Raw genomic sequence first — 12,839 nt, forward strand, 5'->3', positions numbered from 1 at the left:
AGACTGCGAAATTACTTAAAAACAATCAATAATCATAATTCTTTAAAATAAATATAATTTAATTATTTGTATTTAAAAACAGAAAACTACGTACTTTAATTGTGTTATTTTTATGATTTTTATCTTTTTTGTGATAATAATTTATGTTTTTGATTAAAATTTATTTAATTAAAACCATTTTCGGGTAAAAAGAGTGACTAATGCTTTTGGTGACAAAGTAATAACAAATCTTATTTTTTCGTTGTAATTCTTTTGAGAAATTTCCCACCCGTTATTAGAATAGACAGGAAAATAAAGTTCAAAGTAGTCTGGAACAAGATTTAACCGCACTCCGCTGTCATATGCAAAAAAGGCATCTTGATGTTTGTTTTTCAAAAGTCCCACATCGCCATAAACTTCAACCCAGTCCCATAAAGCATAACTGGCGTTTAAAGTAGTCATCCATTGATTACCAAATGAAGGATCTATTTTTGATTTAAAACCTCCTTCGGCAATTACATATTGCTGGCTGAAAATCCCACTAGTTTCGGATCTTCCCAAAATATTATAATCAAATAAATAATCTGTAGGCTTATCTAAACCAAAACTAAAATAATCAGTATTTGTTTTATTATACAAGAAACTTCCGGCAAACAATCTTAAATTTATTTTGCGATTATTTTCAAATAACCTTCTGTATTCAACTTCTCCCGAAACTTTTCCAAAGCCTCCGCCAAACTGAACATCAGTCATAAAATTAAAATGATTAACCAGTTCTGTTTTTGTGTTTACATAACGGGCGTCAAAAACAGAATAATTAGGTTTAGAATTGTCTGTAATAAATTGACTTGCTTCTCTGTTTACAATTACCTGACGAAACAAAATAAGCTGTTTTCTATTGTCCCTAAAATTCTCTTCGCGAATACGCAGCTGCACCATAGGATTTAATCGCAGGTAAGTAGCATCTGGCGCATAATGAAAATAGTTTTGACTTATAGAATATCGCACATTATATAAGGTGCTGTTTCGATAAAACTGATTCAAAGAAAAAGCCGACGAACCAGAAATTGTTCCCGCTTTTATAGAATACGCAGGATTAATATCAAAAGTAAAGGGTTTGTCTAATATCGTTTTATTATGAAAACGAATTCCCGGTGTTAATCCGTCATAATAATTATAAGTCAACGTTGGAATATATAAAATCTGGTTGTAATAAGGATCTTCAAGATCTTTGGCAAAATTAAATTTTATAGGACGATTGGTAATCACCAGACTTTTTAACGATTTCCAGTTGTTTCTCTGATTGAATTCCGGAACTTCATTGTTGTAATTAATGACTAATTTATCTGCGTTTTTTCGATCAAATTGATAAACAGAATCTGCTTTTTTAGGCTCAATCCATTCCTTAAAAACAACTTCATTTTTCTTTAAACCATAAATAGGAATTGGAGCATAAATATCGGTTTTGTTTTTTATCGAAAACTGTATGCTGTCTGGGGTTTTAGAAACATGCGTAAATTTATAGTCAATAATTTCACGTGAATCGATTATTGTTCTAAAAAACCAGTCGATATTTTTTGGGCTTTTTTCAGTCAGGATTTTTTCAAAATCATAACGATTTGTCTGCTGCGTTTTATTCAGATTATAAAATTCCTGAATACTCTCCGGAACAATATTATGATTTAAATAATCATCAAGATAACTCAAACTTAAACCCGCGCGGTATTTACTCGCAATCTGTTCATTAAATTTTATCAGCGTATTTTTTGGATCTCCAAGCGGCTGATCCAGATTTTTACGAGCCATTAGCATATAATAATAGCTATACTGCTCATTAAAAGTCAGGTTGGTAATATTGTAACTTTTAAAAAGTTTCATTTTCGAAAGTCTTCCCAGCATTTTTTCATCCAGATGATTTTCTTCCATATACTTCATCATGGCATAAATCTGAATTCCGTCATAAACCCAATTGTCTTTTCGAGGATCAAGACGAAGTGAATTCTTCAAAAAATTGTTCAAATAGGTTTTGAAAAATGTTACTTCAAACATAAATTCATCAGAAAACGGACTGATAAAAGAAGGCAGCTGATTCAAACCATAAAAAGGATTTCGCTCATAATCTGCCTGCGAAACCGTAATTTTTTCATTAGGATATTTACCAAGAAATTCATTTGCAAACGCAGCAACGCGGTCAATTATAATTGCTTTTTGAACTTCGCTGATTTTTTTGTTTTTTAAATCCGAAAGAACTTCGATTGTTCCATTATCATAACTCTTAAAATTATTTTGTTTCTCAATAAATAAATTAAAGTCAGATCTGTTTTTTCCCGAGAAAGAATAATTGGTAAATGCCGAATTTGAAATATCTTTTGAAACCGAATTTAAATCTGTTGTAATCGAATAATCATTCGGGATTTTTATTTCAACTTCATGATCAACAACCGCATTTGCAATATCGTCAAGATTAAAGTTGTTGTATCTTATAAAACGATGATTTTCAAAACGTGCAGGATTTAAAAACCAGTTTTTTAAATTCATTCCGTTTTGATTAAATCCATAATGCGTGAATTTGTCACTCGGAATTTTCGAAATATAATTGATGTGCAATGTAATTTGTTCACCCGGAAGTAATTTTTGGGTTAACTTAACCACAATAAAATCTGGGTTTTTATCTGTTCTTTCCCATTCAAGTGCCATAAAATCTGAATCGGTTAGATTTAAAATGGTCGTATTTCCTCTTTCAATCGCTTTTGCCAAATGAAAACCGCGATAAAATTCATCAGAAAAACGTCTTGCCAAAGGCGTGTTTTTGTCTGCAAAAGCATTATTCCAATCGTTCAAAACAATCGTAACCAACGTATCGTTTGAAGTATTAAAATAGGTAATATCCTGTTTTATATTCAGTGTTTTTAGCTCAATATTAACCGCCACTTCCATCTTAGACTGATGTTGTGCATACTGTTTTATTGAACTAAATAAAACAAAAATGAGAATTACAATTTTATATATTGATTTCAAGAATTGGCGTAAAAATTATAAATAGACCTAAAATTTCGTGCATAAATTTATTCATGGTTTTATGTAAAAATAGCATAAAAAAAGCTGTTTAAAAAAACAGCTTTCAATTTTTATATCGTAATAGGTGTAAATTTAACCTTATAGGTAAAATAAGTGCAGATTTTTTTAAGAATACTTAATCTTACAAAATTTATTTACCCTACAAATATTTTAGAAATTCGGACTCAAGTCGTATTTCTTGTAGAATTTATCTAAAACATCAACAACTTCATCTTCAGTATCTACGATTTTGAATAAGTTTAAATCCTCAGGACTTACAGTCTGCATTTTTTCAACCAAAACTGTTTTTACCCAATCCAATAAACCTGACCAAAATTCAACACCAACCAAAATAATTGGGAATTTTCCAATTTTCTTTGTCTGAATCAAAGTGATCGCTTCAAACATTTCGTCAAGCGTTCCAAAACCTCCCGGCATAACCACAAAACCTTGTGAATATTTAACGAACATAACTTTTCTCACAAAGAAATAATCGAAATTCAGGTTTTTATCGTGATCGATATAAGGGTTAAAATGCTGTTCAAAAGGCAGTTCGATATTTAAACCAACCGAAGTTCCGCCGCCTAAATGTGCGCCTTTATTTCCGGCTTCCATAATTCCCGGGCCTCCTCCCGTAATTACGCCATAACCGGCTTTACTAATTTTAAAAGCAATTTTTTCTGCCAGTAAATAATATTTGTCATCTGGTTTTGTTCTCGCCGATCCAAAAATAGATACACACGGACCAATACGCCCCATGCTTTCGTAACCATTTACAAATTCGGACATGATTTTAAAAATCGCCCAGCTGTCATTTGTTCTAATTTCATTCCAGGTTTTCTGTTTTAAACTGTCCTGAATTACTTTATCCTCATCATTATCAAAATCTTCTAATCTCATTTTAGGTATTTTAATTATTTATATTTTATTAAGCTGTCATTTTAATTATAGTCATAAGAAGGAGCTTAATCCTGCTGTCCACTATATTTTTTGTGGCGAACCCCGCCACAAAAAGATGCCGTTCCCATCAGGGCTAGGGCATTAGGTTTCAATTAAACAATTGGTTATTCGAAGAATTCTTTATTAATACGTTTGTTCTTCAATTGATTTTGTAATGTTGCTTTTTACCTTTCCGGTATGTTCTGTAGTTTTAGATTCTATCAGCATAATCAAACATTCATCTACCGACGAAACTCTGTGATTCACACCTTTTTTTACAACAAACAAATCACCTTTTTTCATTGTAACAGCGGGTTCATTTTCAATTTCCATTAAGAGTTCACCATCGACAATATAAAATAATTCATCTTCATTTTCATGATTATGCCACGGAACTTCCTGACCTTTTATTTTTGCCACTTTAATATATTGATCGTTTACTTCGTCAATTATTTTAGGTGAAAAATATTGATCTACATTACTGAATTTGTCTTTTAGGTTCATAGATTATACCTTAGTCTTTTTGTCAAAATGAAAAAGCGTTGACAAAAAGGGCGTACTAAATTAGTGCTTTTTTTAAGAATTGTTATAAAAATGTACATTTATTAATTGAAATGTAACATTTCTTTTTTGGTTGTTTTGCTTGAAGATTAATAATCAAGAGATTAAAAATGATGCGTAAATAGGAATAGTTTTGTTGGAATTGAATTTATGATTGAAATCCGTTGTGTCAAAAAAAACTAACGGATTGAAATCCGTTTCTACAATATGTACCGTTCCTTCGGAACTCTATTGTTGGGACGCGTCCGTATTTTCAACGGATTAAAATCCGTTGCTACCGATATTTGGTTCCTACGGAACTAAATTATAATTCATGGAGATTTCGGTAGATTTAAGTTATTTATGTTTGGATTATTTTCTCTGAAACTTCATCCCAATCTAACATTCTTTTGGGTGAAACTTTACTAGCTTCAATTCTACTCAGAACTAGTTTTTGATGCTCAATAGGAATTTCAATTTCATTGTTCATAATTCTTAAAATGATTTTGCTTTTAAGTTTTAAATAAAGTTCCGTAAGAACGACATATCGGTAGCAACGGATTTTAATCCGTTGAAAATATCAATGTTCCCCAGAATAGAGTTCCGAAGGAACGGTTCATATTGTAGAAACGGATTTCAATCCGTTAGAGGTTTCAATATAACGAATTTCAATCCGTTAGAGGTTTCAATATAACGAATTTCAATCCGTTAGAGATTTCGATATAATGGTTTAAAATCAGTTATTGATTTTACACAACGGATTTTAAACCATTCCATTAATAACAATATTTTTATTCCAATTCCTTTTTCAAAAACTTAGCCGTATAACTTTTTTTATTTTTTGCCACTTCTTCCGGAGTTCCTTTAGCAATTAATTGTCCACCACCTTTTCCTCCTTCAGGACCAATATCGATAATATAATCGGCAAGTTTAATAACGTCCATATTATGTTCGATAACCAAGATTGTATTTCCTTTATCAACCAGTTTATTGATAACATCCATTAAAACGCGGATATCTTCAAAGTGCAATCCAGTTGTAGGTTCATCCAGAATATAAAAAGTATTTCCTGTATCTTTTTTAGACAATTCTCCGGCTAATTTTATACGCTGTGCTTCACCACCCGAAAGTGTTGTACTTTGCTGACCAAGTGTAATATAACCTAAACCAACATCCTGAATCGTTTTTACTTTTCTGTAAATCTTCGGAATGTTTTCAAAAAACGGAACCGCTTCATCAACCGTCATATCCAAAACATCAGAAATTGATTTTCCTTTGTATCTAATTTCCAATGTTTCTCTGTTAAAACGTTTTCCCTGACACGTTTCACATTCGACATAAACATCTGGTAAAAAGTTCATTTCGATAGTTCTTACTCCAGAACCTTCGCAGGTTTCGCAGCGTCCGCCTTTTACATTAAAACTGAAACGTCCAGCTTTATAACCACGGATCATACTTTCAGAAGTCATGGTAAACAGATTTCTAATTTCGGTAAAAACTTCGGTATAAGTCGCTGGATTTGAACGTGGCGTTCTTCCAATCGGACTTTGATCTATATCAATTACTTTATCAATATGTTCTAAACCTTCAATCTTTTTATAAGGCTGTGGTTTTTTTACACCATTAAAATAATAAGCGTTCAAAATAGGGTAGAGCGTCTCATTAATCAAAGTTGATTTTCCACTTCCTGAAACTCCTGTAACGCAGATTAATTGTCCTAAAGGTATTTCTATCGAAACATTTTTCAGGTTATTTCCTGTTGCTCCGTTTAGTTTTAAAAATTTTCCGTTTCCTTTTCTTCGCTCTTTCGGAATCTCTAATTTCATTTTACCATTCAAATATTGAGCGGTAATAGTATTTGATTTTAAAGTTTCTGCCGGAGTTCCAATACTGATAATTTCTCCACCATATTTTCCGGCTTTTGGGCCAATATCAATTACATAATCTGCAGTTTCGATCATGTCTTTGTCGTGTTCAACCACAATAACCGAATTTCCAATATCACGTAATTGTTCCAGAGATTTGATCAGCTTTTCATTGTCTCTTTGGTGTAAACCAATACTCGGTTCATCCAAAATATATAAAACCCCAACCAACTGTGAACCAATTTGTGTGGCTAATCGAATACGCTGCGCTTCACCTCCCGAAAGTGATTTTGAACTTCGGCTTAAAGCCAAATAATTTAAACCAACATTTATTAAAAAGTTCAAACGGTCTTTGATTTCTTTTACAACTTCAGAAGCAATTAAAAGCTGCTTCTCAGTTAAATGCTTATTCAAATCCTGAAACCAAGCCGTTAAATCTGAAATATCCATATCACATAATTCTGTGATATTTTTTTCATTAACCCTGAAAAATAAGGCTTCTTTTTTAAGACGAGAACCATCACAAACAGGACAGTTAATTTCGTCCATGAAATCTTTTGCCCAGCGTTTTATGCTTGTTGTCGCGCTTTCGTCATATTGATTTTTGATGAAGTTTGAAATTCCTTCAAAATCAATTTTATATTCTCTTGTTACGCCAAGATCTTTTGAGTTGATGGCAAATTTATCTTTTCCTCCATACAAAATCATTTGCATGGCTTCTTCCGGAATTTTCTCAATTGGATCTGTAATCTTAAACCCAAATTTTTCTCCAATAGTTTCTAACTGCTTAAAAATCCACGAAGATTTATATTCGCCAAGCGGAGCAAATCCACCGCTTTTAATTGATAATTTCGGATTTGGAATTATCTTTTTGACATTGATTTCGTGAACCGTTCCTAATCCGTTACAATGCGGACAAGCGCCTTTTGGTGAGTTAAAAGAGAATAAATTCGGCTCTGGATTTTGGTATGAAATTCCGGTTGTTGGACACATTAAATTTCTACTGAAATAACGAACTTCGTTTGTGTCCTGATCTAAAATCATTAATACATTTTCGCCATGATGCATGGCTGTATTAATACTTTCAGCCAATCGTTTTTGATTGTCTTCGGTATTTTCGATCAACATTCTGTCGACTACAATTTCAATATCGTGAGTTTTGTAACGATCCAGTTTCATTCCGGCAACTAAATCCTGAACTTCACCATTTACACGGACTTTTAAAAATCCTTGTTTGGTAATTTGCTGGAATAATTCGGCATAGTGTCCTTTTCGAGCTTTAATTACCGGTGCAAGAATATTTATGCGTTTACCATTATAATCCTGAATAATCAAATCTTTAATTTGTTCGTCAGAATACGAAACCATTTTTTCTCCGGTGTTGTAACTATAAGCGTCAGCACCACGAGCGTATAAAAGTCGAAGGAAATCGTATATTTCAGTAATTGTTCCTACAGTTGAACGCGGACTTTTACTGGTAGTTTTTTGTTCAATTGCGATAACCGGAGAAAGTCCGTCGATTTTATCAACATCCGGACGTTCTAATCCGCCAAGGAACTGCCTCGCATATGCAGAAAAAGTTTCTACATAACGACGCTGACCTTCAGCATAAATCGTATCAAACGCTAATGATGATTTTCCCGAACCCGAAAGACCTGTTATAACAACAAGTTTTTCACGCGGAATAGAAATATCGATATTTTTTAGATTATGAACTCTTGCGCCAAGAACTTCAATAGTATTGTCTTTATCTAGCATAAATTTGAGCAAAACGCAAAGTTACCACTTTGATTTGTTCTTTTAGTACTAGAGTATAGAAGTTTATGTTAAAAATTGTAACAAAATAACGCTAGCCTAAACTAGCGTTTTCTTTTTCTTGTTGCCATATATTCCTCGATGGCTTCTTTGGTTGTGTACCAGTTTCGGCCTTCTTTATAAGCGTCAATTTTTCCTGTTCTGGCCAATAAACTTACATATTCCTGACCGTAATTGGCTTCTGGCTCGCTTACAATATTTATGATAGGCTGATAATCATAACTGCTTCCCGGCATTGCTGTTAAATATATATTTAGCGTACGCTCTAATGCCTGACACATCAAAAGGGTTAGTTTTTGATAATTGCCATTGTTTGCCTGATTTAGCGCTTCGTAATATTTCTTTCTATCGTTTTTAAGAACAATTGCCGGCGGAAAACCACAGCGCATTAATAACAAATTCATACTTAAACGAACGGTACGCCCGTTTCCATCAAAAAATGGATGTATCCACACTAATTTATGATGATAAATAGTGGCTAGTTCTATATCGTTTAAACCTAAAGGATTTGTATTGACAAACTCAATTAATTCATCTAAAAGATCTGAAACTTTATTGGCGTTTGGAGGCATAAAATTAGCTCCCGAAATTCGAACGCCGCCATTTCGTAAACGACCTGCAAAATCATCTTCAATAGAACGTAAAACTAAACCATGAATGGAAAGAATATCAATACTTCGAAGTTTGTAAGTATCATCTACAATTGAATATAAATAATCAATTGCTTTATCGTGATTGTGTGTTTCAAAATGTTCCCGAAGTGATTTTCCTTTTATAGTGATTCCTTCTTGAATTACCATTTGTGTTTCGCGCAAACTCATTGTGTTTCCTTCAATACTGTTTGAATTGTAGGTCCATTCGAGTGATAGGCTTTCGCGAATTTTGTGTAAAGCGATATTGGGCAATGGTCTGCTGTTTTGCAAATCAAGCCTTTTTTGGTACAATCGATCAAATGTTGATTGAAATTCTTCTCTGTATGTTAAGTCAATGTTCCACATAATCCTACAAAAGTACTTCTTAATATCGGATACTCCAAATTTTTAACTTATCCGATATTAAGCTTATTCTATTGTCATGGAACGGAGTTTCATTCTGTAGGCTTCAAGTGCAATAGACTTTGAGATCATACCGAAATATTTGTCATTTCGTAAAACGGGAAGAAAAGCGGTTTTAGATCTTTCGAATTTAGTCATTACGATCTCCATGCTGTCATTTGAAGAAATAGTTGCAGGAGGAGTTTTCATTACATCTTTAATCAAAGTATATTTTACGCGGTACGCATTAAAAATAATTTCTCTGATATCATTAAAATGTACAACACCAACAAGTTCTCTTTCGTTATCTACAACGGCAAAAATTACCTGATTGGAGTGCGAAATAAGATCTACTAATTTGCTTAAATGTTCTTCTGGAGAAACCGTTAAATAATCGGTTTGGATGATGGTATCAATATCTAAAGTCGATAAAATATTAGAATCTTTATTGCTGGTAAAAGCATGACCTTTTTTAGCCAGATTTTTTACGTCAAGCGAATATTTTTCAAAACGTTTAGAAATCGCAAAACTAATTGAAGAAACAATCATAAGCGGAATCATCAATCCGTAACCTCCGGTAATTTCTGCAATAAGGAAAATTGCGGTAAGCGGCGCATGAAATAATCCGCTCAGGATTCCGGCCATTCCAACCATTGTAAAATTACTGATAGGTAATTTTGCTAAACCAGTCAGAATGATAAATTTAGAAAAGAAATATCCCAGATAAGAACCTAAAAATAAGGAAGGAGCAAAGTTTCCACCGTTTCCTCCACTTCCAATTGTAAGTCCCGAAGCAAATACTTTTATCATCATGGTACAGCCCACAAAAAGCAGTAAAACCCATTGATTGTTTCTCCAGCTGGCAAATAAAGTATTGTCTAATAATTGCCCGGGATCAGTTTCCGATAGGATTTTGATACTTTCGTAACCTTCACCAAACAATGTTGGGAAGATAAAAATAAGAAGTGCCAAAAGCGAAGAACCAATCAGGGCTTTTTTATAAGGACCCATTTTTAGTTCTGAAAAATAATGCTCTACTTTTTGAAAATTTCTAGAGTAATAAACCGCAATTGCGCCTGTTAAAACACCTAAAATTACATAAAAGGGAATATTATGATAATCAAAAGTTTCTTGTTTTTTGAAAGATAAAAGAATGCTTTCGTCTAATACAATTGCCGAGACCAAAGCTCCGGTCGCTGCCGAAATCATAATTGGCGTAAAAGCCGAAATACTAACATCGACCAGAAGAACTTCTATAGCAAAAAGAACTCCGGCAATTGGTGCATTAAAAGCTGCCGAAATTCCAGCCGCAACCCCGCAGCCAATTAGCAAAGTTCTGTCTTTATAAGCTAATTTATAATTCTGTGCATAGTTGGAACCAAAAGCAGCTCCCGTAATTACAATTGGGCTTTCTAAACCTGCTGATCCTCCTAAACCTACAGTCAAAGAGCTTGTAACAATCTGCGCATACATTTGCTTTTTCGGAATTATACTTGCTTTTTTAGCAACTGCATATAAAATCTGTGAAGTCCCTTTTTGAATAGTTCCGTTTAAAACTTTTTTCACTACTAAAACAGTTAGTACAATACCAATTATAGGCAGGATACTATTAATGAAACCTAATTTTAAAATTCCGCTTAGGTAAGTTGCAAATGAAAAAACGCTATGTGCAAATGTTTTTAAAATGATTACTGCAAACGCGCACGAAATTCCGACCAAAACACTGGATAAAAAAATGAATTGCTTTGGTGTCAAAATAGATTGAGCCAAAGCAATAATGCTTTCTAATCTTCGGAAAAGTTTTTTTATCATTGTATTTTTAAAAAAGTTACGGAGAATGCAAATTTAGCTTTAAACATTCGATTTTGTCAAATTTTTCTACTAAAATCTTTTTGCTTTAAAATCCCGCAGCTTTGTCATCACCTCGAAAATCAGCACCTCCTTCAAGAGTATTATCCGGCAGAACCAAAATAGCATCCACTTTACCAATTACAGGTGTCGTTTTTTCGTTGATCAAATATCCTTTTGCTTTTAAACTTTCAATGGTATTATAATTGAACGTATTGGGCTCAAACGTAATAAGATCCGGAAGCCATTGATGATGAAAACGTGGTGCATTTACTGCTGCCTGCATACTTAAATTATATTCGTAAACATTCAAAATAGTCTGCAATACAGATGTTATAATTGTAGAACCTCCGGGAGAACCTACAACCATGAATAATTTTCCGTTTTTCTCTACAATTGTCGGCGTCATAGAGCTTAACATTCTTTTTTGAGGAGCAATGCTATTGGCTTCGTTTCCAACTAATCCAAACATATTTGGTGATCCCGGTTTTGCACTAAAATCATCCATTTCGTTATTTAAGAAAAAGCCTAATTCATCACAATAATATTTAGACCCAAAACCGTCATTTATTGTTGTAGTTGCAGAAACAGCATTTCCAAATTGATCAACAATAGAATAATGCGTTGTTTCAGTGCTTTCGTTATACGTTATTTTTCCTTCTTTTATTTCTGATGATAATGAAGCTTTTTCGGAGTCAAAATTTGACATTCTTTCTTTTAAATAAGAATCTGATAAAAGACCTTTAATTGGAATTTTTACAAAATCAGGATCTCCTAAAAATTGGCTTCTATCAGCATAAGCTCTTCTTTCTGCTTCAACAATAACCTGAATAGACTGCTCTGAATTATGTCCCATTTTTGATAAATAAAACGGAGAAATCATTTTGAGGATTTGTGCAAGGCAAATACCGCCGCTGCTTGGAGGAGCCATCGAAGTAATTTTTAAATCTTTATAATCAAACTGCAATGGATTTCTCCACTTTGCTTCATAAGATGCTAAATCTTTAAGCGTAATAATACCGCCTTTTTTCTTCAGATAATCAACTAAAACCTGGGCAGTTTTGCCTTTGTAGAATTCATCTTTACCGCCTTTTAAAATTCGTTTAAGCGTGCTGGCAAGCGCAGGATATTTTATTGTGTCACCTTCTTTGAATTTTCCGGCCATTAAGGTAGTTGGCCCATTTGCTTTTACAATGGCATCATGATAATTCTCAAGCTGCTTTTGTTGTTTTAGGGTTACAACGACACCCTTTTCTGCAAGTGCTATAACTGGTTTCAGGATTTCTGAAATTGGCAGAGAACCAAATTTTTTATGAACGGCAAAAACTCCTGCGATAGTTCCGGGAACACCAATTGCTAAAGGGGTTTCGGTACTTTTTCCGGGAATTACATTTCCGTCTTTGTCCTGAAACATATTTTTTGTTGCGGCAAGCGGTGCTTTTTCACGGTAATCTAAACTTCCAACTTCTCCGTTTGCTTTTCGGTACACCATAAATCCGCCGCCGCCAAGATTTCCGGCATAGGGATAAGCTACTGCAAGGGCTAATTCGGTTGCGGTCATGGCATCAAATGCATTACCGCCTTTTTTCATTATTTCTACGCCAATTTTTGAAGCTTCAGCACGAGCCGAAACGACCATTGCTTTTGAAGCTGTTAAACCAGTTGGTGAGGCTGTGTGTTGTGCAAAATTGTAAAAGGATATAAAATAAATAAGAAGTGAAATTTTTTTCATAACAAGAACATATTTTATAAAATGGTTAGG

General features: G+C 33.5%; 7 protein-coding genes. All 7 read right to left on the bottom strand.

Annotation, left to right across the window (positions count from 1 at the left end; translation table 11 throughout):
• Positions 1–168 precede the first annotated feature (168 nt).
• The 7 genes from APR43_RS05575 to ggt all read right to left on the bottom strand — a co-directional run bounded on the left by APR43_RS05575 (position 169) and on the right by ggt (position 12,809).
• Entirely contained in the window at positions 169–2,916 is a 2,748-nt protein-coding gene (locus tag APR43_RS05575) for an aminopeptidase (protein ID WP_053470673.1), read from the bottom strand.
• A gap of 291 nt (positions 2,917–3,207) precedes the next feature.
• Positions 3,208–3,936 carry a TIGR00730 family Rossman fold protein gene (locus APR43_RS05580; RefSeq protein ID WP_053470674.1) on the bottom strand — a complete coding sequence of 243 codons (729 nt, stop codon included), beginning with the start codon at positions 3,934–3,936 and terminating at the stop codon, positions 3,208–3,210.
• A 183-nt stretch (positions 3,937–4,119) separates the two neighbouring features.
• A complete protein-coding gene (locus APR43_RS05585; RefSeq protein WP_053470675.1) occupies positions 4,120–4,479 on the bottom strand; it encodes a cupin domain-containing protein in 360 nt (119 codons plus the stop codon).
• An 827-nt stretch (positions 4,480–5,306) separates the two neighbouring features.
• Entirely contained in the window at positions 5,307–8,138 is a 2,832-nt protein-coding gene (uvrA, locus tag APR43_RS05590) for an excinuclease ABC subunit UvrA (RefSeq protein WP_053470676.1), read from the bottom strand.
• Between the two features lie 101 nt (positions 8,139–8,239).
• Positions 8,240–9,193, bottom strand: coding sequence for a Fic family protein (locus APR43_RS05595; RefSeq protein WP_053470677.1), 954 nt, complete (start codon positions 9,191–9,193; stop codon positions 8,240–8,242).
• A gap of 63 nt (positions 9,194–9,256) precedes the next feature.
• Positions 9,257–11,041, bottom strand: a complete 1,785-nt coding sequence (locus APR43_RS05600) for a chloride channel protein (RefSeq protein WP_053470678.1) — start codon at positions 11,039–11,041, stop codon at positions 9,257–9,259.
• Positions 11,042–11,126: 85 nt separating this feature from the next.
• The gene (ggt, locus tag APR43_RS05605) at positions 11,127–12,809 is read right to left on the bottom strand and encodes a gamma-glutamyltransferase (protein WP_053470679.1); all 1,683 of its coding nucleotides are present in this window, start codon (positions 12,807–12,809) and stop codon (positions 11,127–11,129) included.
• Positions 12,810–12,839: the final 30 nt, after the last annotated feature.

The sequence above is a fragment of the Flavobacterium sp. NLM genome, from assembly GCF_002210235.1.
Lineage (GTDB): Bacteria > Bacteroidota > Bacteroidia > Flavobacteriales > Flavobacteriaceae > Flavobacterium > Flavobacterium panici.

What these genes read in the sequence shown, in the direction of transcription:
- uvrA (WP_053470676.1), bottom strand. Translation starts at nt 8,138, where the DNA reads ATGCTAGATAAAGACAATACTATTGAAGTTCTTGGCGCAAGAGTTCAT.
- APR43_RS05585 (WP_053470675.1), bottom strand. Translation starts at nt 4,479, where the DNA reads ATGAACCTAAAAGACAAATTCAGTAATGTAGATCAATATTTTTCACCT.
- APR43_RS05575 (WP_053470673.1), bottom strand. Translation starts at nt 2,916, where the DNA reads ATGGAAGTGGCGGTTAATATTGAGCTAAAAACACTGAATATAAAACAG.
- APR43_RS05595 (WP_053470677.1), bottom strand. Translation starts at nt 9,193, where the DNA reads ATGTGGAACATTGACTTAACATACAGAGAAGAATTTCAATCAACATTT.
- ggt (WP_053470679.1), bottom strand. Translation starts at nt 12,809, where the DNA reads ATGAAAAAAATTTCACTTCTTATTTATTTTATATCCTTTTACAATTTT.
- APR43_RS05580 (WP_053470674.1), bottom strand. Translation starts at nt 3,936, where the DNA reads ATGAGATTAGAAGATTTTGATAATGATGAGGATAAAGTAATTCAGGAC.
- APR43_RS05600 (WP_053470678.1), bottom strand. Translation starts at nt 11,041, where the DNA reads ATGATAAAAAAACTTTTCCGAAGATTAGAAAGCATTATTGCTTTGGCT.